The sequence below is a fragment of the Nonomuraea typhae genome (assembly GCF_009760925.1).
Taxonomy (GTDB): Bacteria; Actinomycetota; Actinomycetes; order Streptosporangiales; family Streptosporangiaceae; genus Nonomuraea; species Nonomuraea typhae.
Genome location: NZ_VRLV01000005.1, coordinates 423,421 through 448,122, shown reverse-complemented (window position 1 = coordinate 448,122; position 24,702 = coordinate 423,421). Strand labels below are relative to the sequence as shown.

Genomic DNA, 24,702 nt, shown 5'->3' with positions numbered 1-24,702 from the left:
CAAGTCTGAATCGACGTGCGAGCGCACGCCGGGTCACAGACTACCGGCGATCGGTGGTGGATCGCCCCTCGGGGGTGAGAGCCCGGCCGCCGGCCTGGCGTCCGGGCCCCTGTCCCACGACGTATTCACGGCGTGAGTGTGGCCGCGCCGCTACTCCGATTCTCATCCGGCCTCGATGTAGGCCTCTCGTAGATAGTCGTGTACGGCCTGCTCAGGCACCCTGAACGAGCGGCCGACCCGGATGGCCGGCAGTTCGCCCGAGTGCACCAGCCGGTACACCGTCATCTTGGACACTCGCATGACCGTGGCCACTTCCGCCACTGTCAGGAACTTCACCTCGCTGAGAGGTCTTTCGCCTGCACCCATCGGACGCCTCTTCCGCACGTGTTTCCGGGTTATCCCCACTGGTGCCATTGCTCACGCACGTGTACTGCCGTCAGCGTAAGTCGCGACTCCGAGAGCGCAAACCCCCTATTTTCTCAGCTCGCGGAGCAACCTGTCAGCCAAACCAGCAAAATCGCTGGCCAGCAGCCGGGCAGAGCACCTCGCCTGGACGTTGGAACTGTCCAACTTCGTACACATAAGAGTCGCCCCAGCTCCCTCAAAAGTTGGCAAAGGGACGACGAGCCTCTTGGAATGCAGGCGCGAAAAGACGGTATGGGGATGACCGAATTCGACTCAAAGGGCTCGTGTGACTCGTGTGACCAGATGATCTGTCAACGGTCCGTAATGGCGGGGAAGCACGTTGTCATCGAGCGGGACCACCACCTCGATCTTGCCCTCCGCCTCGCCCACGAACAAGGCCGGATCGTTGCTGTCGGCGAACCCGACCGTCGGGATGCCCGCCTCCCCCGCCGCGCCGGCCCACCCGTGGTCGGCGATGACGAGGTCGGGAAGCTCCTCGCCCATGTCCGCGATCATGGCGACCATGGGCGCCGGGTCGTGGGTGTGCACGAAGCCGCCCTTGTCGTCCAGCATCGCGACGTCCTGCAGGTAGCGGATCTTGCGCTTGCGGCCGAAGCCGTGCCCCCAGTAGGTCCAGCCCTCGGCGGGCGTCAGCAGCCGCGCGCCCCGCTCGGCCGCGAACCGCGCCAGCGGCAGATGTACGGCCAGCAGCCCCGTGGGGTGCCCGGTGGCGAACAGAAGGCGGGGAGAGGGCGACGACAGCGCGGCGGCGATCCGGTCGGCCATGGCGTCCAGGGCGTCGATCGTCCGCTCGGGGTCGATGGTGTCCTGGCCGGCCCGGTGGCCGGGGTCCGCGTCCACGCCGGCCGACTTGGCCATGAGCTCCAGGATGTCCCGGTAGGACCACGGCTGCGAGGTGGTCAGGCCCAGCATGTAGTGCGGGTCGCGGTTGGCCAGGGAGCTGTAGTGATCGAGGTTGTTCTCGCGGGGGGTCGCGACGTCGCCGGAGATGCGCGTGCGAACCAGGTGCTCGCGGAGTTCGTCGCGGGTCGGCACAGCTCTCCTAAGGCATCGGGTCGAGGCCGTGCAGAGGGAACACCGCGTTTCGCGTCGCCATGATCGCACGGTCAATGGGGTCCGCTGGGTCATAACCACCGGACAAGTCCCGAAATTCCGGGATTCGGCCGTCTGTCATGGTCAGCGGGGGTGTCTCCCCTGTTCGTTCCCTGACCAGGCGCTGCCACGCCTCGGGCGTCGGGGTCGCCGGGTCGACCGGGCGGCCCGCCGCCTCCGCGAGCAGGTGGGTCCACGCCCTCGGCACGACCTGGACCAGCTCGTAGCCGCCGCCACCGGTCGCCAGCCACCTGCCGCCCGCCGTCTCGTGCGCCAGCCGGTGCAGCATCGCGTAGGCCGTGCGCTGGCCGTCCAGGCTGAGCATCAGGTTGGCCAGCGGATCCAGCGCGTGGCTGTCGCAGCCGTGCTGGGTCACCAGGATCTCCGGCCGGAACTCGCGCAGCAGCGGCGGCACCACCGCGTCGAAGGCGCGCAGCCAGCCGCCGTCACCGCAGCCGGCCGGCAGCGCCACGTTCACCGCGCTGCCCTCGGCGCCCGTCTCCTCCGGCCAGCCGGTGCCGGGGAAGAGCGTGCGCGGGCTCTCGTGCAGGCTGATCGTCAGCACCCGCGGGTCGTCGTAGAAGATCGCCTGCACGCCGTCGCCGTGGTGCACGTCCACGTCCACGTAGGCGACGCGGGAGACGCCCTGGGACAGCAACCAGGCGATCGCCACCGCCGGGTCGTTGTAGACGCAGAAGCCGCTGGCCATGGCCGCCATCGCGTGGTGCAGGCCGCCGGCGACGTTCACGGCGTGCTCCGCCGTACCCTCGAAGACCGCGCGGGCGGCGGCCAGCGTCGCGCCGGCGATCAGCGCGGATGCCTCGTGAACGCCCGCGAAGGCCGGGTTGTCCGGCGTGCCCAGCCCCGCCGACAGGTCCGCGGCGCCCGCGGCCGAGACCTGCCTGACCTTGTCGATGTAGCCGCGCTTGTGGACCATCGCCAGCTCGTCGTCCGTGGCGGGGGCGCAGCCGGTCAGCTCCACCGCCTCCAGCACGCCCAGCTCGCGGGCCAGCGCCATCGTCAGTTCGACCCTGACGGGGGCAAGCGGATGCCCGGGTCCGAAGTCGTAGGAGGTCAGGGCGTCGTCCCAGATCACCCTCGCCGCACCAGACATGAGTCTCCCTCTTCGCCTTGCGCCGACGTTACCGCAGCCGGGCGCCACCGGCCCACGGCCATGATCGCCGAATCCCGTGGAGCCTCCGGCGGCGCATAAAGTCGAGGCATGCGCTTCCCCCGGCTGACCCGCTTCCTGGGCAACCCGTGGGTCCAGGACATCGCGCTGGTCGCCCCCTTCATGATCGCCGGTGGCTTCACCCTGGCCTACACCCTCGTCAGGCCGGGCCCCGTGGGCCCGCTGAGCCCTGCGCTGCTGCTGATCACCTCGCTGCCGCTGGTGTGGCGGCGGCGTCATCCCCTCGCCGTCGCCGCGCTCGTCGTCGCCCTCGACGTCACCGGTCCGTTGCTCACCGGGCCCGACAGCATCTACCTCGGCGTTCAGGCGATGATCGCGCTCTATTCGGTCGGCCGGTACCGCGCGGGCCGGGCCGTGCTGTTCACCGGGCTGGCCGCCGGGCTCGCCTACGCGACCCTCGTCACCATCAGGGACTACGACCCCGCACGGCCCTTGATGGTCATCACGGCCATCGTCTTCAGCGTGCTGATGCCGTTCTTCAGCCTCGGGATCGGGCAGTTCGTACGGCTGCGCGGCGAGCTGAAACAGCGCAGGCAGGCGGAGATGCGCGAGGAGGCCATCCGCGGCGAGCGCCGGCGCATCGCCCGCGAGCTGCACGACGTCGTCGCCCACCACCTCAGCGTGATCAACGCGCTGGTCGGCGGCGCCCGCACGGTGCTGCCGCCCGAGCCCGCCGAGGCCCGCGAGGCGCTGGAGGCCGCCGAGCAGAGCGCCAGGCAGGCGCTGTCGGAGATGCGTCAGCTCCTCCAGGTCCTGCGCGCCGACACCGCCGACGGGCCCGACGCGGCCACCGGCGTCGGCGCCTCCCGCCTGCCCGAGCTCATCGAGAAGTCCGGCAACGCCTCGCTGCGCGTGCACGGCGAGCCGGTGCACCTGCCCACCGCCATCGACCACGCCGTCTACCGAGTCGTCCAGGAGGCGCTCACGAACACCCGCAAACACGCGCCTGGCTCGCGCGCCGGGGTACGGCTGGCCTACCTGTCCCAGGCCGTCGAGGTCGAGGTCGTGGACGACGGCTCGCCGGTCAAGAGCGCGGCCGCCGGTTCCGGGTTCGGACTGGGCGGCATGGCCGAGCGTGTGGCACTGTGTGGCGGTCGTCTGGAGACCGGGCCGCGCCCCCGTGGCGGGTTCCGGGTGTACGCGCTGCTTCCGTTGGAGAGGGCATGATCAGGGTGTTACTGGTCGACGACCAGGCGCTGGTGCGCACCGGGTTCCGGCTCATGCTCAACGCCCAGCCGGACATGGAGGTCGTGGGCGAGGCCGGCGACGGCGAGGAGGCCGTCGCGCGCAGCCGCGAGCTCCGCCCCGACGTCGTGCTCATGGACCTCCACATGCCCGTCCTGGACGGCGTCGCCGCCACCGAGCTGATCACCGCCGAACTGCCCGGCACCCGGGTCCTCGCGCTCAGCACCTTCGACCTGGACGAGAACGTCCTCGCCGCGCTCCGGGCCGGGGCCGGCGGCTTCCTGCCCAAGGACATCTCCCCCGAGGAGCTCGTCGAAGGCGTCAGGGTCGTGCACCGGGGCGAGTCCGCCGTCGCCCCGCGCCTGCTCACCAGGCTCATCGGCACGTTCGTGCGCGCCGTCAGGACCCGCCCCGCCCCGGCGGTCCTGCCCGAGCTGACCGACCGGGAGCGCGAGGTGCTGGTCCACATCGCCAAGGGCCGCTCCAACCCGGAGATCGCCGAGCGGCTGGACGTCTCCCCCTCCACCGTGAAGAACCACGTCACGAGCGTGTTCGGCAAGACAGGGGTACGCGACCGGGCCCAGGCGGTGATCCTCGCCTACGAAGCGGGCCTGGTCAGCCCCGGGGAGTAGGAGCACGATCCCAGACGGGCGGCCGGGAAACAGTTCTCGGGCAGGACGCCCTGCCGCGATCCGCCCGACACCCTTGAACCATGACCTCCATCAAGGCTACGGACCTCACCAAACGCTACGGCCAGACCACCGCGGTCGCCGGTCTGTCGTTCACCGTGGAGCCCGGGCAGGTGACCGGCTTCCTCGGGCCCAACGGCGCCGGAAAATCGACCACCATGCGCATGATCCTCGGTCTTGACCATCCCAGCGGAGGCTCCGTGGTCGTGGACGGCGTGCCGTACCACCAGCTCAAGCACCCGCTGCGCAGGATCGGCGCGCTCCTCGACGCCAAGGCCGTGCACGGCGGGCGCAGCGCGCGCAACCACTTGCTGGCCATCGCCCAGAGCAACGGCCTGCCCGCCTCCCGGGTCGAGCAGGTCCTGGAGACCGTCGGCCTCAGCCAGGTGGCCAGGCGCCGCATCGGCGGCTTCTCCCTCGGCATGTCCCAGCGCCTCGGCATCGCCGCCGCGCTGCTCGGCGACCCGGAGATCCTCCTCTTCGACGAGCCGGTCAACGGCCTCGACCCCGACGGCATCCTGTGGATCCGCACCTTCATGCGCAAACTCGCCGCCGAAGGGCGCACCGTCTTCGTCTCCAGCCACCTGATGAGCGAGATGGCCCAGACGGCCGACCACCTCATCGTCATCGGCAAGGGCGAGCTCATCGCCGACACCAGCATGTCGGAGTTCATCGGCCGCAGCTCCCAGGGCTTCGTGCGGGTGCGCTCGCCCCGGCTCGCGGAGGTGGCCCAGCTGCTCAAGACCGGCGAGCTCCACCACGACCACCTGCGCGTGACCGGCCTGGAGCCGCTGGAGATCGGCACGCTCACGGCCCGCGCCGGCCTGCCGCTGGAGGAGCTCACCTATGTCCAGCCCACGCTGGAGGCCGCCTACATGGAGCTGACCAAGGACAGTCTGGAGTACACCTCATGATCGACGTGATGCGGTCCGAATGGACCAAGCTCCGCAGCCTGCGCTCCACGGTGTGGACGCTCGCCTCCGCCTTCGTCATGATGGTCGGGCTCGGCGGCCTGGTCACCGCGGTCACGGTCGCCAACGCCTCCGCCGACGCCCAGGCCGGCCCGGCCGGCGCCGTGCAGCTGGCCACCGTCGCCCTCCCCTTCGCCGCCATCGCCATGGCGACCCTGGGCGTGCTGGTCATCTCCGGCGAATACCGCACCGGCATGATCCGGACCTCGCTGCAGGCCGTACCCCAGCGCCTGACCCTCCTGTACGGCAAGGCCGCCGTGTTCACCGTGGCCGCGGTGGTGGTCGGCCTGCTGTCGGCCTACACGGCCTTCTTCGTGGCCCAGATCATCCTGGCGACGAAGGACCTGGACGCCTCGCTGGGCGACCCGGGGGTGTTGCGGGCCGTCACCGGGACCGGCCTGTACCTCGCGGCCAGCGGCATGTTCGGCCTCGCCCTGGGCTCGGTGATCCGGCACACGCCCGGCGCGATCGTCACCGCCATCTCGCTGACGCTCGTCCTGCCCCAGCTCACGACCATCCTGCCCGGCGCGTGGGGGGAGACGGTGGCCAAGTTCTTCACCTCCAACGCCGGCCTCCAGGTCACCTATGTCAACCCCCGGCCGGAGTGGCTGGAGCCCTGGGCCGGGTTCGGGGCGTACCTCGCCTGGGTGGTCGTCACGCTGCTGGCCGGCTCCGTGCTCCTGCGCCGCCGCGACGCCTGATCCACCGGGCGGTGCCGCGCTCGCGTGTCAGCCGCCGTGTCAGCACCACGACGGCCCCGTATCAGAGGGGTCGTCGAAGGTAGCGGACATGAACGGTTCAGCGATCGCGGCCACGGGGCTGCGGAAGGCGTACAAAGACAAGATCGTGCTGGACGGCGTCGACCTGAACGTCCGGACCGGCACGATCTTCGCGCTGCTCGGGCCCAACGGCGCGGGCAAGACGACGACGGTGAACGTGCTGACCACGCTGCTGACGCCCGACGCGGGCAAGGTGGTCGTGGCCGGGCACGACGTGGTCACGCAGACCAGGGCGGTGCGCGCGGCGATCGGCGTCACCGGGCAGTTCTCGTCGGTGGACGACCTGCTCACCGGCGAGGAGAACCTCCTGCTGATGGCCGATCTGCTGCACCTGCCCAAGGCGCAGGGCAAGGCCATCGCCCGCCGGCTGCTCGAGCGCTTCGAGCTGGTGGAGGCGGCGGGCAAGCCGGCCGCCTCCTACTCCGGCGGCATGCGCCGCAAGCTGGATCTCGCCATGACCATGGTCGGCAAGCCGCAGATCATCTTCCTGGACGAGCCCACGACCGGACTCGATCCGCGCAGCCGCCGCACGATGTGGGAGATCATCCGGGAGCTGGTCGCCGACGGGATGACCATCTTCCTGACCACCCAGTACCTCGAAGAGGCCGACCAGCTCGCCGACCGCATCGCGGTGCTCGACCAGGGCCGGCTGGTGGCCGAGGGCAGCGCCGCCGAGCTCAAGCGCCGGGTCCCCGGCAGCCACGTGCGGCTGCGCTTCAGCGATCGGCCCGCGCTCGACCTCGCCGCCCGCGTGCTGCCCGAGTCCGCCAGGGACGACGACGAGCTGACCCTGCGGGTTCCCGGCGACGGCGGGGTGCGGTCGCTGCGCGCGCTGCTGGATCGGCTGGACGCGCACTTCATCGAAGCCGAGGAACTGTCGGTGCACACACCGGATCTGGATGACGTCTTCCTGGCCCTCACCGGTCACGCACGCACGGAGGTTACCGCCCGATGAATGCCGTCTCTGCCACCCTGACCGACTCCGCGACCATGCTGCGGCGCAACTTCCGGCACACGATGCGCAACCCGCTGGCCCTGTTCAACGGCATCATCATGCCGCTGGTGCTGATGTTCCTGATGATCTACATCTTCGGTGACGCGTTCAGCGTCGGCGTCAACTACGCCGACTACGTGACGCCGGGGCTGATCCTGACGACCATCTGCTACGGGGTCGGCCCCACCGCGACCGCGGTGAACTCCGACATGACGACCGGGTTCATCAACCGGCTGCGCGTCATGCACGTCTCCCGGGCCGCGGTGCTGAACGCGCACGTGATCGCCACCATGTTGCGCAGCCTGGTGGCCATCGCGTTCATCATCGGGGTCTCGTTCCTGATGGGCTTCCGGCCGTCGGCGAACCTTCCGCAGTGGCTCGGCGTGATCGGCATCATCGTCCTGGCGGTCCTGGCGATCGGCTGGCTCACCGTCGCGTTCGGCCTGGCGGCCAAGACGCCGGAGAGCGCGGGTTTCGCCGCCGTCCCGCTGATGCTGCTGCCGTTCCTGAGCAGCGCGTTCGTGCCGGCCGACAAGATGGGCGCGGGTGCGCGGCAGTTCGCCGAATACCAGCCGTTCACCCCGATCATCGAGACCCTGCGCGGGCTGCTGAGCGGCACGCCCTCGTGGAGCTCGGCCATCACGGCGATCGCCTGGTGCGTCGGGCTGGCCCTGGTCGGCTACCTGTGGGCGCGCACGTCGTTCGCGAAGCGGGCGTGATCAGCGAAGCTCAGGGTGAGCCACGTGGCAACCGCGATCTACGACCCGAGCGTGGCCTCGGCCAGTTCCCGCCAATCCCGCTGCCCGCCCTCCCGCATCGCCTCGGTGAACCCCGGTTCACCGAGGCGATCGCGCGTGTCCGCGGCGATCCTGGAGGCGTCCAGCTGCGAACGGTCCGGCGTGCCGCGCACGGTGTCGCTCGCCCCGAGCAGCCGCGCGGCCTGCTCATACTGCCCCTGACGGAGCGCGAGATCCGCGATGCCGATCAGCACCTGGGCGATCAGCGGCGGATGCGTGCTCTCCGTGGCCGCGCGGAACGCCTCGCTCCGATAGGCGCGGGCCTTCTCGAGATCCTCGGCGAGGTAGCCGTACATGTCGTTGGCGGCGGCGTGGACGAACGCGCCCAGTTCCCCGTTGTCCAGCATCGCCAGCACGGTGGCCAGGTGCCGGTGGGCCTGGTCCGGTTCGCCGCGCCAGCGCGCCAGCCTCGCCTTCGACAGCGATAGCTCCGCCAGCGCGTCCGGCCAGGTGATCCCGTCCGCCCACCGCTCCGCCTCCGCCATGGCGGACGCGCTGGCCGCCTGGTCGCCCATCAGCCAGTACAGCTGAGCCTGCCGCGCCCGCGTGATGGCCACGTCCTCGGTCGAGCCCAGCTCGGTCAGCGCGACGACCGCCTCATCGAAGTACTCAACCGCACGGGCGAACTCCCCGCGCATGGCCAGCCGATCGGCCAGGAAGCCCAGCGCCAGCGAGATCCCCCACCGGTCACCCAGCGTGCGGCTCTCGGCCAGGGCGGTCTCGGCGTCGGTGTCCACGTCGGTCTCGTCGCCGCCGAGCGTGAGCCGCAACCGGCCACGGGCCAGCCTGGCCTGCGCGCGGACCCACGGATCGTCGGCGACGACGAGCGCGTCGAACGCGGGCAGGAACTCCTCCGGCCCCTTCAGCATCGCCGCCAGCGGCGCGACGAACCCGAGCAACGGATTGCGCGACCCGCTGCGCTGGGCGAACCGGTGTGCTCCCTCGATCCACTCCCGCGCCTGGTACTGATCGCCGCCGACGCCGGAGCTCACGAACACCGCCGCCTGGGTGTAGGCCAGCGCCCGCACGTCATCGGGCACCTCGCCCGGCAGCGAGGAGGCCGCGATGCTCAGCTCCGTGCCCTCGCCCCGGCGCCCGCTGAGGAAGTAGTACCAGCCCACGGCCCCGAGCAGCCGCATCGCCTCCGCCGCCCAGCCCGCGGCGATCGCCCCGCGCAGGGCCGTACCGATGTTGTCGTGCTCGGCCTCGAGCGTGGCCAGCCACGTCAGCTGCTCGGCCGTGCGCAGGTACGGATCAGCCGTCTCGGCCAGCTCGGTGAAGTAGGCGAGGTGGGCCCGGCGCGCCGACTCGGTCTCCCCGGCTTCGGCGAGCCGGTCGTCCGCGTACTCCCGGATGGTGTTGAGCATGCGGTACCGCGGCAGCCCCTCGCCGTCGGCCAGCAGCAGCGACTTCTCGATCAACGCGGTCAGCAGGTCGAGCACCGGCTCCCCCGCCGCCTCCGCGTCCTCGCACACCCGCTCGGCCGCCTCCAGGCTCACCCCGCCGGAGAACACCGACAGCCGCCGCAGCACCCTGCGCTCGTCCTCGGACAGCAGGTCCCAGCTCCAGTCCACGACCGCGCGCAGCGTCTTGTGGCGCGAGAGCGCCGTACGGCTGCCGCCGGTCAGCAGCTGGAACCGGTCGTCGAGTCGGCGGGCCAGCTGATCGACGGACATCGTGCGCAGCCGTGCCGCGGCCAGCTCGATCGCCAGCGGCATCCCGTCCAGCGCCCGGCAGATCCGCGCCATGGCCGCCAGCGTGGGCGCATCGGAGCCGATGTTCTTGCGCACGAGCTCGGCGCGGTCGCGCAGCAACCGCACCGCGGGCGAGGAAGCGATCTCGGCCGGGTCCGCCGCGTTCGCGGGCAGCGCGAGCGGCTCGACCTGCCACAGCACCTCCCCGGTGATGCCGAGCGGCTCCCTGCTCGTGGCCACGATCCGCAGCCTGCGGCACTCCCCGAGCAGCCGATCCGCGAATGCCGCGGCCTCCTCGATCACGTGCTCGCAGTTGTCCAGGATCAGCAACATCGCGCGCTCCCTGAGCACGGCGATCAGCTGGTCCATCGGCTCTCCGGCCCGCGCGTCACCGAGCAGTGCCTGCTCACGCAGGCCGATCGCGGTCAGGGCGGCCTGCGCCAGGTCGCCGCCGACCGGCACCGAGGCCAGTTCGACCAGCCACGCGCCGTCCGGCAGCTCGGCCAGCATCGTCCGCGCGGTCTCCGTGGCCAGTCTCGTCTTGCCGGTGCCGCCCGGTCCCGTCAGGGTGACCAGCCGGTGCCCGATGGCCAGAACGGCGACCGCGGCGACGTCGGTGTCCTTGCCGACGAAGCTCGTCAGCTCGGCGCGCAGGTTCGTCCTGCGATTCTCCGCCCGTTCGCCCAGTTCGCCGCGCAGCAACGCGGTGTGCAGCGCCGACAGCTCAGCCGACGGGTCGGCGCCCAGTTCGTCGGCGAGCCGCTCCCGCGTCCGCTGGAACAACGTCAGCGCCTCGGCCTCACGCCCTGCCTCGGCCAGGGCCCGCATCAGGGCCGCCACGAACCCCTCGCGCAGCGGATAGGCGGCCACCAGCTCGGTCAGCTCGGACACCAGCTCCGAGCCGCGGCCCAGGCGGATGTCCGCGGCCACCCGGTCTCCGAGCACGGCGACGTGCAGCTCGTCCAGCCGCGCCACCGCGGCGTCGAACACCTCACTGTCGTGCAGGGCGATGTCGGCCATGGCCTTGCCGCGCCACAACGCCAGCGCCGAGCGCAGCAGTTCCGCCTTCTCCGCGGGCTCGGCGGCACGGGCCTGACCGACCAGGTGCTCGAACCGGCTCACGTCCACGGCGTCGCGGTCCACGGCCAGGCGGTACCCGCCGGAGTCCGCCTCGATCACACCGTCCGGCAGCACCCTGCGCAGCCTGGACACCAGCGCCTGCACGGCGTTGACCTCGTCGGCGGGCGGCTGCTCCCCCCAGATCCAGTCCACGAGCCGCGCCCGCGAGACGATCCGGCCGGGTTCGAGGGCGAGCGCGGCCAGCAACGCGCGCAGCCGTCCCCCCGGAACCTCCACAACATCCCCGTCAAGGTTCCGGACCTCGAACGGCCCGAGCAATCCGACTCGCATGCAGGCAATTGTGCCGGACCGAAACGACGACCCACGACCAACGCCCCCACCAAGGCTATTCGGCGCGGAGCGCGGTGACGGGGTCGAGCTTTCCGGCCCGGCGGGCGGGGGCGACGCCGAAGAAGACGCCCACGCCCGCTGATACGCCGAAGGCCAGGGCCAGCGACCACAGGGTGACGGAGGCGGGGACCGGGGTGAAGGTGTCGATGGCCAGGGAGCCGCCCACGCCGAGGAGGATGCCGATGGCGCCGCCGATGGTCGTCAGCAGGACGGCCTCGATGAGGAACTGGCGGAGGATGTCGCCTTGCCGGGCGCCCAGGGCCTTGCGCAGGCCGATCTCCCGGGTGCGCTCGCGGACGCTGACCAGCATGATGTTGGACACACCCACCCCGCCGACCAGCAGGGAGATGCCGGCGATGGCCGCCAGGACGCCGGTCAGCATGTTGATGACGGTGCCGATGGTGCCGAGGAGCTGCGTCTGGGTGACGGCGGAGAAGTGCTCGCCGGGGTAGCGGTCCACGAGGGCGTCCACCACCTTGTGCTGGAGGGGTTCGATCTCGTCCGGGCCGGAGGCGCCGACGGCCATGCCGTTGATGCGCGGGATGCCGAGCAGGCGCTGGGCGGTGGTGACCGGCATGTGGATCTCCTGGTCGCGGGCCACGCCGAAGGCGGAGCCCAGCGGCCCGTACACGCCGACGACGCGGAAGCGGGCGCCGGAGATCGTCACCTGGCGGCCCAGGGGGTCGATGTCGCCGAAGAGCTTCACGGCGACTTCCGAGCCCAGCACGGTGACGCGGCGGCGGGTGTCCACGTCGGTCTCGCTGAGATAGCGGCCCTTGGCCAGGGGGCGGGCGAAGATGTTGGGGAGGTTCTCGTCGGTGCCGATGATCGTGGAGAACGTCTCGGCCCTGCCGACCCGCACGGTTTCGCCCGACTGCAGGGACACCGTCACCTTGCCCGGATCCCCGACCACCCGGCGCACGTAGGCGACGTCGGTGAGGTCGAGGCGGCTCTGCGTGGGGGCGGCGCCCATGTTCAGCCGGCCGGGGACGATCAGGATGATGTTGCTGCCCAGGCCGGAGATCTCCCGCTCGACGGTGTCCTTCGCCCCGGTGCCCACCGAGACCAGGATCACGACCGACAGGACGCCGATGATCACGCCCAGCATGGTGAGCAGGCTCCGCATCCGGTTGACCCGTAATGCCTCCAAGGCCATGCCGAACGCCTCGCGCCCTCTCACCGGTCCTCCTCACGAGCAGTGGCGGTGTCGGCTTCGATGCGGCCGTCGCGGACGTGGATCTGCCGGCGGGCGTGGGCGGCGACGTCCTGCTCGTGGGTGACCAGGACGATGGCGACGCCGCTGCCGGCGTTGAGGCGGTCGAGCATGGCCATCACCTCGGCGCCGTTGCGGGTGTCGAGGTTGCCGGTGGGCTCGTCGGCCAGCAGCACCTTCGGCTCGCCGACCAGTGCCCGGGCGATGGCCACGCGCTGTTGCTCCCCGCCGGACATCTGGGAGGGGCGGTGGTCCAGGCGGTGGCCGAGGCCGACGGCCTCCAGCGCGGCTCGCGCCCGCTCGCGGCGTTCGGTACGGCCCACGCCCCGGTACACCAGGGGCAGCGCCACGTTGTCCAGCGCCGACGTGCGGGCCAGCAGGTGAAAGGACTGGAAGACGAAGCCGATGGTCCGGTTCCTGAGCTCGGCCAGCTCGGTGTCGGACAGGCCGGACATCTCCACGCCGTTGACCCTCAACTGCCCGGAGGTCGGCCGGTCCAGGCAGCCCAGCAGGTGCATGAGCGTCGACTTGCCGGATCCGGAGGGGCCGACGATGGCGGCGAACTCCCCTTGGCCGATCCGGAGCGAGACACCGCGCAGCGCCTCGACGGCCACGCCTTCGAGCTGGTAGCTCCGCGTGAGCTCAACCGCCTCCAACGCCGCCGGCCCGGCGCCCGCCGCAGGTTCCGCTGTCATGACAACTGCTGGCCTTGCCGTACCGAGTCCGCGCCCTTGACGACCACACGCTCGCCGACCGTGAGGCCGCTGAGGACCTCCACCACCGCCTCGCCCTGGGCGCCCAGCTTGACCACGCGCCGCTGGGCGGCCCCGTTCGCGGTCGCGGCCCAGACGACGCTTTCGCGGCCGCTGGTCACGATGGCCGAGGCGGGGACGGACACGGCGGCGGGCGATTCGCGGACGATCAGGCGGGCGACGGCGCTCATGCCGGGTTTGGGGGCGGGGGCGGCGGTCGAGTCGTCGAAGGTTCCCGGCCCCAGGGTCAGGCGGACGGGGTAGCTGACGCCGCCGGTGCTGGACTGCAGGGGCGTGACCCCGATGCCGGCGACCTTGGCGGTGTAGGTGGCTCCGGGGACGGCGTCCAGTTCGACCTCGGCCTTGGCGCCGGGCTTCACCAGCAGGATGTCGGTCTCGTCGATGTCGGCGGAGAGCGTCAGCTCGGAGATGTCGGTGACGGTGACGATGGTGTCCCCGGCGGAGACGGGTACGCCGGCCGCGACCGTGGTGCCGCCGGTGGAGGGCGTGGCGGGAAGGGCGGCACCGCCTCCGCCGGGGATCTGGCTCAGGAGACCGCCGAGCGCCGCGGAGCCGCCGGAGCCGGAGCCCGAGGCGCGGCCCAGGGTGATCACGCCGGAGAACGGGGCCTTGATGGTGAGCGCGTCCACGGTGCCCTTGGCGACCTTCACCGCGGCCTTCGCCTGGGTCAGCGAGGCGGCCTGAAGGGAGGACATCGACGCGCTGAGGCCGCTGGTGGTCTGGGAGAGCACCTGGGAGACGGTCCGTCCTAACTGGGCGGTGATCCCGGCCAGCGCCTTGGTCTGGGCGCGGTACTGGGTCCGGGCGAGGTCGACGGCCTCGAGCACCTGCTTGCGCAGCCGGAGCTCGCGGATCTTCCTGGCCTCGCGCCGGGCCTGGGCGAAGTGCGCGAGCACCTTGCGGTCGAGCGCGGAGGTGTCGAAGGCGGCCAACTGAATGCGGGGCACGCCGATGGACGGCATGCGCGCGGGGCGGGCGGCCTTCTTGGCCTGGGTGAGCTGGTCCTCGGCCTGGGGAGAGCGGATCTTGGCGAGGATCTGGCCCTTCTTCACGGGTTCGCCGTCGCCGACGTACAGCTTGGCGATGGTGCCCTGGGCGGGGGCGCGCAGGGCTGCGGTGGCGCGGGCGCCGATCGTGGCCGGGGCCTCGACGACCTCGGTGACGGGCGCGCGCCTGACTTCCGCGAGCTGTACGGCGGGCGGCACGTCGGCCGCGCAGCCGGTCAGGACGAGAAGGACGAGCAGCGGGGGGATTCCGCGACGGATCGTCACCCCATCCATCGTAGGCACGCCCCCGTCGGGGTCGCAGGCGACGTCCGGCTAAGCAGCGTTTCCGGTCACCCGGCGGCCAGTTCCCTGCCCCGGTCGCGGGCCGCCTCGATGGCGGCCAGGAAGGCGGCGCGCACGCTGTGGCGCTCCAGTTCGGCGATGGCCGCGATCGTCGTGCCGCCCGGGCTGGTGACCGCCTCGCGCAGGATGACCGGGTGCTCGCCGGAGTCGCGCAGCATGATGGCGGCGCCGACGATCGACTGGGTGACCATGTCGAGGGCCGCCGCGCGCGGCATGCCGAGCAGGATGCCCGCGTCCACCATGGCCTCGACCAGGTAGAAGAAGTAGGCGGGGCCGCTGCCGGACAGCGCGGTGGCGGCGTCCTGCTGCGACTCGGGGATGCGCAGGACCTTGCCGACCGGCTTCAGGAGGTCCTCGGTGCGCCGCAGGTGCTCCTCGCCGGCGTGCGCGCCGGCCGAGATGACGCTCATGGCCTCGTCGAAGCGGATCGGCGTGTTGGACATGACCCTGACCACCGGCACGTCCACACCCAGGCGCTGCTCGACGAAGGCGGTGGTGATGCCGGCCGCGGCCGAGATGACCAGCCGGTCGTCGGGAACGTAGGGGGCGATCTCCGCCAGGAGCGTCGCCATGTCCTGCGGCTTGACGGCCAGGATGAGGGTGTCGGCCGTCTTGGCGGCCTCGGCGTTGGAGACCGTCTGCACGCCGTAGGTGTCGCGCAGCGCCTGGGAACGTTCCGGGCGGCGGGTCGTGGCCACGACGTCACCGGGCTTGAACCCGGCCCGCAGCAGCCCCGACAGCAGCGCCTCGCCCATCTTGCCCGTGCCCAGAATCGCGATCATGTCAGCCTCTCCGAGGGTAGGCAGACAGCCTATCTAGCTTCGCGAGAGCAGGGATCGGGCGAAGAAGGCGAGGTTCGCCGGGCGCTCGGCCAGGCGGCGCATGAGGTAGGGATACCAGTCGGCGCCGAACGGCACGTACACGCGCACCTGGGCGCCGACCCCGGCCAGCCGCTCCTGCTCGGCGGGACGCACGCCGTACAGCATCTGGTACTCGAAGGCGGTGGCGTCGCGCCCGTTGAGCACGGCCAGCGCGGCGGCGATCTCGATGAGGCGCGGGTCGTGGGTGGCGACCATGGGGTAGCCGGTCCCGGACATGAGGATCTTGAGGCAGCGCACGAACGAGCGGTCGATCTCCCGGGCGGAGGTGTGGGCGCCGGGCGCGGTGTAGGCGCCTTTGCACAGCCGTACGCGGGCGCCGTCGAGGCGGGCGCAGCGCTCGGCGGCGTCGCGCAGGTACGCCTGGACGACGATGCCGACGTCGGGGTGTTCCTTGCGCAGGGTGGCGTGGACGGACTGCAGCCCGGGGATCGTGTCGTGTTCCTCGGCGTCGAGCGTGAGCGTGATGCCGCGGCCGGTGACGGCGTCGCAGATCGTGGCGGCGTTGTCCAGGGCGAGCTGCTCCGACAGCCGCAGGCCGAGCGCGGTCAGCTTGACCGAGACGTCGGCGCCGGGCGGCAGCCGGTCGAGCAGGGCGAGGTAGGCGTGGACGGCGTTCTCGGCCTGCGCCCGGTCACGCACCTCCTCCCCCAGGTGGTCGACCGTGACCAGCAGCCGCCGGTCGGTCAGCTCGGTGACGACCGCGCCGATGTCGTCGGCGACGTAGCGCCGGACCAGTTCCCTGGTCAGGCGGGAGGAGGAGACCACACGCTCGGCGCGGTCACTTGTGGAGGCGGCGATGAGAGCCCGACGAAGCACGCCCATCACCCTAACTTCCGCCCCCGTGAACCTGGGCACGATCGCATCCGTCGAAGGGTTATGCGGACAATCCTCCTGGCTGGATGCCTGGTTCTGGCAACGAGTTGCGGTACGGCGACGCCGCCCCAGAATCTGGCCAGCTCCAAGGTCGCCACTCTGACCTCGGGGCCGGTGACGCAAACCCCCACCAAGGGCCCGGAGCCGGTGAAACCCATCGGCAACACGATCAACACCCGCAAGATTCCTTACCTGAAGGCCAAGGCATACGACCGCGGCAGGAAGATCAGGCTCACCTGGTGGTCGGGCGTGGCTCCCTGCACGGTGCTCGACCGGGTGGAGGTGAAGGAGTCCGGCAGCAGGGTCACGATCACCCTCTACGAGGGCACGGACCAGAAGGCCCAGAACGTCGCCTGCATCGAGATCGCCATCCAGAAGACGACGACCGTCAAGCTCAAGACCCCGCTGGGCAAGCGCAAGATCGTCGACGGCGCAAAGCTCAAATAGGCAGTAAAAGCTTAAACAAGCAGGAAAATGTCCAGAAGAGGACATCCCCAGTGACTTCCGCTTCATTCATTGCGTAGATCAAGACAAAACCCGGTCACTGGGGGGTTCTCTTGAAACGGCTCTTACGCACCCTGACGTCCCTGCTCTTACTCATCGCCGGCGTGGCCGCGCTCACCGCGACACCCGCACAGGCCCTGCCGGCGCAGTTCCAGAAACAGGTCGTCTTCAGCGGCCTGACCCGCCCCACCAACGTCGAGTTCGCCGCCGACGGCCGCGTCTTCGTGGCCGAGAAGAGCGGCATCATCAAGGTCTACGACTCCCTCGCCGACACCACCGCGACCGTCTACGCGGACCTGCGCACCCAGGTGCACAACTTCTGGGACCGCGGCCTGCTCGGCATGGCGCTCCACCCGTCCTTCCCCGCCGACCCCCGGCTGTACGTCCTGTACTCCTACGACGCCGTCCCAGGTGGGACCGCTCCACGATGGGGTACGGCCGGCGCCACCGACGACCCGTGCCCCACCCCGCCCGGCCCCACCGGCGACGGCTGCCTGATCACCGGCCGCCTGTCGGTCATCTCCCCGACCGGCGCGGAAACGCCCCTGATCACCGACTGGTGCCAGCAGCACCCCAGCCACTCGATCGGCGACCTGCAGTTCGGCCCCGACGGCATGCTGTACGCGACCTCCGGCGACGGCGCCAGCTTCAACTTCGCCGACTACGGCCAGGACAACCTGCCCGCCTCCGACATCACGCCGGACAACCCGTGCGGCGACCCGCCCTCCCCGGTGGGCACCGCGCTGACGCCGCCGGCCGCCGAGGGCGGCGCGCTGCGCTCCCAGGACATCCGCACCACGGGCGACCCGGCCGGCCTCGACGGCACGATGATCAGGATCAACCCGGACACGGGGGCGGCGGCGCCCGGCAACCCCAACGCCGCCAGCCCCGACCCGAACGCCGCCAGGATCGTCGCCACCGGCCTGCGCAACCCCCTCCGCCTGACCAACCGCCCCGGCACCGCGGAGATGTGGACGGGCGAGGTCGGCTGGAACACCTGGGAAGAGGTCAACCGCGTCGCCGCGCCCACCTCAGGGGTGACGAACTTCGGCTGGCCCTGCTACGAAGGGCCCAACCGGCAGGGCGGCTACGACGCGCTCAACCTCACCCTGTGCGAGAACTTCTACGCGGCAGGCCCGTCCGCGCACGCCGCGCCGTACTTCACCTGGAACCACAGCACCCGGCCGGCGCCCAACGACCCGTGCCCGACCGGCCTGTCCGCGTCCACCGGCGTGGCCTTCTACGAGGCCGGGCCGTACCCGCCCGCCTACGACGGCGCGCTGTTCGTCTCCGACTACGCCCGCGCGTGCATCTGGGTCATGACCAAGGGCGCGAACGGCCTGCCGGACCCGGCCACGATCCAGACGTTCGACAACGGCGTCGTCGTGGTCGACCTGGAGACCGGCCCGAACGGCGACCTGTTCGCGGTGGACTACAACGCCGGCACGATCGTGCGGTACCTGTACAACAACACCCCGCCGACGGCGGCGATCACGGCCAGTGCCACCTCCGGCGACGCCCCGCTCGCGGTGACCTTCTCCGGCACCGGCTCCGGCGACCCCGACGGCGACCCGCTCACCTACGCGTGGGACCTGGACGGCGACGGCGAGCTCGACGACTCCACCTCGGCCACCCCGTCGCACGCCTACACGCAACCGGGGTCGTACGTGGTCCGGCTACGCGTGAGCGACGGCAGAGGCGGCCAGGGCGACGCCACGGTCACGATCAACGTGAGCAACACCCCGCCCACGGCCGCGATCACCAGCCCGACGTCCGCCAGGACCTGGGCGGTCGGCGAGACGGTCACCTTCTCCGGCACCGGCACGGACGCCCAGGACGGCACGATCCCCGGCTCGCGCATGCGCTGGTCGCTGATCCTGCACCACTGCCCCGGCGGCTGCCACGAGCACGAGATCACCACGTTCACCGGGACCGGCGGCTCGTTCCAGGCGCCCGACCACGAGTACCCGTCACACCTGGAGCTCAAGCTCACGGTGACGGACGCGCACGGCCTGACCGACACCAAGAGCGTGCTGCTGCAGCCGAAGACGGTGAACCTGACCTTCCAGACCAGCCCGCCGGGCCTGCTGCTCGGCTTCAACGCCGAACAGACGGTCGCCCCGTTCACCCGCACGGTCATCGTCGGCTCGAGCGTCAGTGTCTCGGCGCCCTCGCCCCAGGGTGACCAGGGCTTCGTCTCCTGGTCGGACGGCGGCGCCCAGGCCCACAACATCACCGCCCCGGCCACGGCGGCCACGTACACGGCGACGTACCAGACCGTGCAGCACCCGCCCGGTCTCGTGGCCGCGTACTCGATGAACGAGGGCGCCGGCACGACGGTCGGCGACGCCTCGCCGTCGGGCAACAACGGCACGGCCACCGCGACCACGTGGGCTCAGACCGGCAAGTACGGCAAGGCGCTGTCGTTCAACGGCACGTCCAGCTGGGTCACGGTCGCGGACTCACCCAGCCTGCGCCTGACCGGCGGCATGACCCTGGAAGCCTGGATCCGGCCGACGACCACGACCGGCTGGCGCACGATCGCGATGAAGCAGTACGCCAACGACCTGGCCTACTCGCTGGACCTCAACGACCGGGCCCACAGTACCATCCACACCACCGCAGAACGCGGCCTCTACGGCACCACACCCCTGCCGGTGAACACCTGGACGCATGTCGCCGCTACCTACGACGGCGCCACCCTGAAACTGTTCGTCAACGGCACAGAAGTGAGCTCCGTCACCGCATCCGGAAACATCCGGACCGACAACGGCACCCTCCGCATCGGCGGCAACGCCGTCTGGGGCGAATACTTCACCGGCCTCATCGACGAAGTCCGCATCTACAACCGAGCCCTCACCCCAGCCCAGATCACCGCCGACATGAACACCCCGATCGGCACCCCGCAACCGCCCGACACCCAGCCGCCCACCGCCCCCGGCTCCCTGACGGCCGCCGGCGGCGCCGGCTTCGCCACCTTGTCGTGGACCGCCTCCACGGACAACGTGGGCGTCGAGGGTTACACCGTCCACCGATCGGCCACCCCGAACTTCACCCCGTCCGGGGCCAACCAGGTCGGCTCCACCCCGTCGACGTCGTTCACCGACTCCGGCCTGGCCGCCGGGACGTACTACTACCGCGTGCGCGCCTTCGACTCCGTTCCCAACACCAGCGCCTCATCCGGAGAAGCGACCGCCACGGTGACGGCGCCGCCGACCGGCCAGGGCCTGGTGGCCGCCTACGGCATGAACGAGGGCATCGGGGTCACGGTCGCCGACTCCTCCGGCATCGGCAACAACGGCACCTCCACCGCCGCCGCGTGGTCGACCACCGGCAGGTACGGCACCGCCCTGTCGTTCAACGGCACCTCCAGCTGGGTCACGGTCCCGGACTCACCCAGTCTCCGCCTGACCGGCGGCATGACCCTGGAAGCCTGGATCCGGCCGACGACCACGACCGGCTGGCGCACGATCGCGATGAAGCAGTACGCCAACGACCTGGCCTACTCCCTCGACCTCAACGACCGAGCCCACAGCACCATCCACACCACCGCAGAACGCGGCCTCTACGGCACCACACCCCTCCCGGTGAACACCTGGACACACGCCGCGGCCACCTACGACGGCACCACCCTGAAACTGTTCGTCAACGGCACAGAAGTGAGCTCCGTCACCGCATCCGGAAACATCCGGACCGACAACGGCACCCTCCGCATCGGCGGCAACGCCGTCTGGGGCGAATACTTCACCGGCCTCATCGACGAAGTCCGCATCTACAACCGAGCCCTCACCCCAGCCCAGATCACCACCGACATGAACACGCCCATCACCTGACCGCGCACCCCTTGGGCAGGCTGGGCCGCTCGTCGGTCCAGCCGCCCCCTTGACCGCAGCAGGACCAGGGTCGCCGGCGACGTCCGGAACCCCGGGCCAAGCTGCGGCGTTACGGGTGGTGTCAGCGATGACCCCTGTCGTGCCGGATAGGGGGAATGCCGGCGCACCCACCGTGGGTTGAGCCGGGTACGCTCAAGTCGTTTGACAAAGACGACTCTCATTCGTAACTTGAGTGCAACGGACTCAACTTTGACTACAAGGACGTACTCATGGCACGTGCGGTAGGTATCGACCTGGGGACGACCAACTCTGTCGTCTCGATCCTCGAGGGCGGTGAGCCCACGGTCATCGCCAACGCGCAGGGCTCGCGGACCACGCCGTCCGTGGTCGCCTTCGCGAAGAACGGCGAAGTCCTGGTCGGCGAGGTCGCCAAGCGGCAGGCCGTCACCAACGTGGACCGGACCATCCGCTCCGTCAAGCGGGAGATGGGCACCACCTGGTCCCAGGAGATCGACGGCAAGAAGTTCTCGCCTCAGCAGATCAGCGCGTTCGTGCTGCAGAAGCTCAAGCAGGACGCCGAGGCGTACCTCGGTGAGAAGATCACCGACGCCGTGATCACCGTCCCCGCGTACTTCAACGACGCCCAGCGCCAGGCGACCAAGGAAGCCGGCACGATCGCGGGCCTCAACGTGCTCCGCATCATCAACGAGCCGACCGCGGCCGCCCTCGCCTACGGCCTGGACAAGGACCAGGACCAGACGATCCTGGTCTTCGACCTCGGCGGCGGCACCTTCGACGTCTCGCTGCTCGACGTCGGCCAGGAGGACGGGCACGGCTTCGTCGAGGTCAAGGCCACCTCCGGTGACAACCACCTCGGTGGCGACGACTGGGACCAGCGCGTCGTCGACGAGCTCGTCAAGCGCTTCCAGAACGCCCACGGCGTGGACCTGTCCAAGGACAAGATGGCTCTCCAGCGTCTTCGCGAGGCCGCGGAGAAGGCGAAGATCGAGCTGTCCAGCCAGTCCGAGACCAACATCAACCTGCCCTACATCACCGCTTCCTCCGAGGGCCCGCTGCACCTCGACGAGAAGCTGACCCGCAGCGAGTTCCAGCGGCTCACCGCCGACCTGCTCGAGCGGACCAAGGGCCCGTTCCACCAGGTCATCAAGGACGCCGGCATCAAGGTCTCCGACATTGCGCACGTGGTGCTCGTCGGCGGCTCGACCCGCATGCCCGCCGTCTCCGAGCTCGTCAAGGAGCTGACCGGCGGCAAGGAGCCCAACAAGGGCGTGAACCCGGACGAGGTCGTCGCCATCGGCGCCGCCCTGCAGGCCGGCGTGCTCAAGGGTGAGGTCAAGGACGTCCTGCTGCTCGACGTGACCCCGCTGTCGCTGGGCATCGAGACCAAGGGCGGCATCTTCACCAAGATCATCGAGCGCAACACCACGATCCCGACCAAGCGCTCCGAGGTCTTCACCACGGCCGAGGACAACCAGCCGTCGGTGCAGATCCAGGTGTACCAGGGCGAGCGTGAGATCGCTTCCTACAACAAGAAGCTGGCCACCTTCGACCTGACCGGCATCGCCCCGGCGCCGCGCGGCATCCCGCAGATCGAGGTCACCTTCGACATCGACGCCAACGGCATCGTCAACGTCTCCGCCAAGGACCTCGGCACCGGCAAGGAGCAGACAATGACGATCACCGGCGGCTCGGCGCTGCCGAAGGACGACATCGATCGCATGATGCGCGAGGCCGAGTCCTACGCCGAAGAGGACAAGAAGCGCCGCGAGGAGGCCGAGGTCCGCAACAACGCCGACGGCCTGGCCTACCAGACGGAGAAGTTCCTCCGCGAGAACGACGACAAGGTCCCCGGCGAGATCAAGACCGAGGTCAACGAGGCGCTCGCCGAGCTGAAGAAGGCTCTCGAGGGCACCGACACCGACGTCATCCGCACCAGCGCCGAGAAGCTCGCCACCGTCAGCCAGAAGATGGGCTCGGCGATCTACGCCCAGAACCAGGGGCAGCAGGGCGGCGAGGGCGCTCCGCAGGACGCCACGCCCGGCTCCGAGCAGGGCAAGGCCGATGACGACGTGGTCGAGGCCGAGATCGTCGACGACGACCAGCCGAAGAAGGACCAGTGATGCCGGGGGATGAGGAGCCGGTGATCCGCGACAACCGCAAGATCGACCCGGAGACGGGCAAGGCACGTCACCCCGCCGACGCCCACGACACCGAGTCCGAGACGGTCAGCGAAACCGGCGACGGCATGGCCGACGCGTGGGCCTCGGCGACGGCCGCGGGCCCGGCGGGCTCCGACGCCAACGGGCTGACCGGGGCCGAAGCCGGCCTGCTGGCCGAGCGCACCGCCGATCTCCAGCGACTCCAGGCGGAGTACACCAACTACCGCCGCCGGGTCGAGCGCGACCGCGCCGCGGTCAAGGAGATGGCGGTGGCCTCGGCCCTGGCCGAGCTCCTTCCCGTCCTGGACGACATCGGCCGCGCGCGCGACCACGGTGAGCTCACCGGCGGCTTCGCGAAGGTGGCCGAGTCGCTGGAGGCCGCGGTCACCAAGCTCGGGCTCGCCTCGTTCGGCCAGAAGGGCGATCCCTTCGACCCGACGATCCACGAGGCGCTGATGCACAGCTACTCGTCGGAGGTGACGGAGCCCACGGCGATCGAGGTGCTGCAGGCTGGTTACCGCATGGGTGACCGGGTGCTGCGCCCGGCGCGGGTGGCCGTGGCCGAGCCCGAGGACGCACCCGTTAACGACGGCAACGACGACGACAACTAGGACGAAGGGCCATCGATGAGCACCAAGGACTACTTGGAGAAGGACTACTACGCCGTCCTTGGTGTGCCCAAGACCGCCACCGCAGACGAGATCAAGAAGGCATACCGGAAGCTGGCCCGGCAGTATCACCCCGACACCAACCAGGGTGACACCGCCAAGGAGGCCAAGTTCAAGGAGATCTCCGAAGCCAACGACATCCTGTCGGACGCCAAGCGGCGCAAGGAGTACGACGAGGCCCGGACGCTGTTCGGCTCCGGCGTCGGCGGCCAGCGCCCGGGCGGTGGCGGTTTCCCGTTCGACTTCGGTGACCTGTTCGGCGGCACCGCCGGGCAGCAGAGCGGAGGCGGCGCGGGCGAGCGGCTGGGCGACCTGTTCGGCGGCCTGTTCAACCGGGGTGGCACCGCCGGCCGTACGACCAGCTCGAGCAGGCCGCGGCGGGGGCAGGACATCGAGTCCGAGGTCACGCTGACCTTCACCGAGGCGGTGGAGGGCAGCACGGTCTCGCTGCGCCTGACCAGCTCCGCCGCCTGCAAGTCGTGCACCGGCACGGGCGCCAGGGCCGGCACCACGCCGCGCGTCTGCCCGACCTGCGAGGGCACCGGTACGGCCAGCCAGAACCTCGGCAACTTCGCCTTCTCCGAGCCGTGCCGCGACTGCAAGGGCCGCGGCTTGATCGTCGACGACCCGTGCCCCGACTGCGACGGCAGCGGCCGGGCCAAGAGCACCCGCACGATCCAGGCGCGCATCCCCGCCGGGGTGGCCGACGGGCAGCGGGTCAAGCTCAAGGCCAAGGGCGCGCCGGGCGAGAACGGCGGCCCGGCGGGTGACCTCTACATCGTCACCCACGTCAAGCCGCACGCCGTCTTCGGCCGCACGGACGCCAACCTGACGATCACCGTCCCGGTGACGTTCGCCGAGGCCGCGCTGGGTGCGGAGATCAAGGTCCCGATCCTCAAGGGCATGCCGGTCACGCTGCGCATTCCCGCGGGCACGCCCAACGGGCGCACCTTCCGGATCCGGGGCCGCGGCGCCGCCCGCAAGGACGGCACCAAGGGCGACCTGCTCGCCAGCGTCGAGGTGCTCGTGCCGGAGGCGCTCGACGAGAAGTCGCGCGACCTGCTGACGGAGTTCAGCACGGCGACCGCGGGTGAGGACCCGCGCGCCGAACTCATCCAGCGAGCCAGAAGCGAGTAAGC

20 protein-coding genes are annotated in these 24,702 nt (G+C 70.6%); 11 read left to right on the top strand and 9 right to left on the bottom strand.

Annotation, left to right across the window (positions count from 1 at the left end; all coding sequences use genetic code 11):
- Nucleotides 1–162: 162 nt before the first annotated feature.
- The 3 genes from FVE25_RS21515 to FVE25_RS21505 form a co-directional block, all read right to left on the bottom strand.
- Entirely contained in the window at nt 163–366 is a 204-nt protein-coding gene (locus FVE25_RS21515) for a helix-turn-helix domain-containing protein (protein WP_026214222.1), read from the bottom strand.
- Nucleotides 367–678: 312 nt separating this feature from the next.
- Nucleotides 679–1,461 carry a phosphatase gene (locus FVE25_RS21510; protein WP_246267263.1) on the bottom strand — a complete coding sequence of 261 codons (783 nt, stop codon included), beginning with the start codon at nt 1,459–1,461 and terminating at the stop codon, nt 679–681.
- A 7-nt stretch (nt 1,462–1,468) separates the two neighbouring features.
- The gene (locus tag FVE25_RS21505) at nt 1,469–2,632 is read right to left on the bottom strand and encodes an acetoin utilization protein AcuC (protein WP_157248790.1); all 1,164 of its coding nucleotides are present in this window, start codon (nt 2,630–2,632) and stop codon (nt 1,469–1,471) included.
- A 108-nt stretch (nt 2,633–2,740) separates the two neighbouring features.
- On the opposite strand from FVE25_RS21505, the gene FVE25_RS21500 reads away from it, so the two are divergent.
- From FVE25_RS21500 to FVE25_RS21475, 6 genes are all read left to right on the top strand, one after another.
- Nucleotides 2,741–3,877, top strand: a complete 1,137-nt coding sequence (locus FVE25_RS21500) for a sensor histidine kinase (protein ID WP_157248789.1) — start codon at nt 2,741–2,743, stop codon at nt 3,875–3,877.
- Nucleotides 3,874–4,527, top strand: coding sequence for a response regulator transcription factor (locus tag FVE25_RS21495; protein WP_157248788.1), 654 nt, complete (start codon nt 3,874–3,876; stop codon nt 4,525–4,527). Before FVE25_RS21500 ends, FVE25_RS21495 begins: the two co-directional genes overlap by 4 nt.
- An 80-nt stretch (nt 4,528–4,607) precedes the next feature.
- Nucleotides 4,608–5,498, top strand: a complete 891-nt coding sequence (locus FVE25_RS21490; protein ID WP_157248787.1) for an ABC transporter ATP-binding protein — start codon at nt 4,608–4,610, stop codon at nt 5,496–5,498.
- Nucleotides 5,495–6,256: an ABC transporter permease gene (locus tag FVE25_RS21485; protein ID WP_157248786.1), complete on the top strand. Its 762-nt coding sequence runs from the start codon at nt 5,495–5,497 to the stop codon at nt 6,254–6,256. The genes FVE25_RS21490 and FVE25_RS21485 overlap by 4 nt, the downstream gene beginning before the upstream one ends.
- Nucleotides 6,257–6,344: 88 nt before the next feature.
- Nucleotides 6,345–7,289, top strand: a complete 945-nt coding sequence (locus tag FVE25_RS21480) for an ATP-binding cassette domain-containing protein (RefSeq protein ID WP_157248785.1) — start codon at nt 6,345–6,347, stop codon at nt 7,287–7,289.
- The gene (locus tag FVE25_RS21475; RefSeq protein WP_219825596.1) at nt 7,286–8,047 is read left to right on the top strand and encodes an ABC transporter permease; all 762 of its coding nucleotides are present in this window, start codon (nt 7,286–7,288) and stop codon (nt 8,045–8,047) included. Before FVE25_RS21480 ends, FVE25_RS21475 begins: the two co-directional genes overlap by 4 nt.
- A gap of 38 nt (nt 8,048–8,085) precedes the next feature.
- Here the strand turns inward: FVE25_RS21475 and FVE25_RS21470 are convergent, their stop codons facing one another.
- The 6 genes from FVE25_RS21470 to FVE25_RS21445 all read right to left on the bottom strand — a co-directional run bounded on the left by FVE25_RS21470 (nt 8,086) and on the right by FVE25_RS21445 (nt 16,321).
- A complete protein-coding gene (locus FVE25_RS21470; protein WP_157248784.1) occupies nt 8,086–11,229 on the bottom strand; it encodes an AfsR/SARP family transcriptional regulator in 3,144 nt (1,047 codons plus the stop codon).
- Nucleotides 11,230–11,284: 55 nt separating this feature from the next.
- Nucleotides 11,285–12,469 (bottom strand): ABC transporter permease, encoded by a 1,185-nt coding sequence (locus FVE25_RS21465; protein ID WP_157248783.1) that lies wholly within the window; start codon nt 12,467–12,469, stop codon nt 11,285–11,287.
- On the bottom strand, nt 12,466–13,197 hold the full coding sequence (locus FVE25_RS21460; RefSeq protein ID WP_157248782.1) for an ABC transporter ATP-binding protein: 732 nt from the start codon (nt 13,195–13,197) through the stop codon (nt 12,466–12,468). Before FVE25_RS21460 ends, FVE25_RS21465 begins: the two co-directional genes overlap by 4 nt.
- Nucleotides 13,194–14,546 (bottom strand): efflux RND transporter periplasmic adaptor subunit, encoded by a 1,353-nt coding sequence (locus FVE25_RS21455; protein ID WP_181019664.1) that lies wholly within the window; start codon nt 14,544–14,546, stop codon nt 13,194–13,196. The genes FVE25_RS21460 and FVE25_RS21455 overlap by 4 nt, the downstream gene beginning before the upstream one ends.
- Nucleotides 14,547–14,611: 65 nt before the next feature.
- The gene (gene proC, locus FVE25_RS21450; RefSeq protein WP_157248780.1) at nt 14,612–15,406 is read right to left on the bottom strand and encodes a pyrroline-5-carboxylate reductase; all 795 of its coding nucleotides are present in this window, start codon (nt 15,404–15,406) and stop codon (nt 14,612–14,614) included.
- Nucleotides 15,407–15,439: 33 nt separating this feature from the next.
- Entirely contained in the window at nt 15,440–16,321 is an 882-nt protein-coding gene (locus tag FVE25_RS21445; RefSeq protein ID WP_157248779.1) for a proline dehydrogenase family protein, read from the bottom strand.
- A gap of 171 nt (nt 16,322–16,492) precedes the next feature.
- Here FVE25_RS21445 and FVE25_RS21440 point away from each other — a divergent pair, with 171 nt between their 5' ends.
- From FVE25_RS21440 to dnaJ, 5 genes are all read left to right on the top strand, one after another.
- Nucleotides 16,493–16,825, top strand: coding sequence for a hypothetical protein (locus FVE25_RS21440; RefSeq protein ID WP_246267262.1), 333 nt, complete (start codon nt 16,493–16,495; stop codon nt 16,823–16,825).
- Between the two features lie 110 nt (nt 16,826–16,935).
- Nucleotides 16,936–20,715, top strand: a complete 3,780-nt coding sequence (locus FVE25_RS21435) for a LamG-like jellyroll fold domain-containing protein (protein WP_157248778.1) — start codon at nt 16,936–16,938, stop codon at nt 20,713–20,715.
- 269 nt (nt 20,716–20,984) lie between these two features.
- Nucleotides 20,985–22,856, top strand: a complete 1,872-nt coding sequence (gene dnaK / locus FVE25_RS21430; protein WP_157248777.1) for a molecular chaperone DnaK — start codon at nt 20,985–20,987, stop codon at nt 22,854–22,856.
- Nucleotides 22,856–23,506 (top strand): nucleotide exchange factor GrpE, encoded by a 651-nt coding sequence (gene grpE / locus FVE25_RS21425; RefSeq protein WP_157248776.1) that lies wholly within the window; start codon nt 22,856–22,858, stop codon nt 23,504–23,506. The genes dnaK and grpE overlap by 1 nt, the downstream gene beginning before the upstream one ends.
- A gap of 15 nt (nt 23,507–23,521) precedes the next feature.
- Nucleotides 23,522–24,700 carry a molecular chaperone DnaJ gene (dnaJ, locus tag FVE25_RS21420; RefSeq protein WP_157248775.1) on the top strand — a complete coding sequence of 393 codons (1,179 nt, stop codon included), beginning with the start codon at nt 23,522–23,524 and terminating at the stop codon, nt 24,698–24,700.
- The last annotated feature ends 2 nt before the right edge of the window (nt 24,701–24,702 follow it).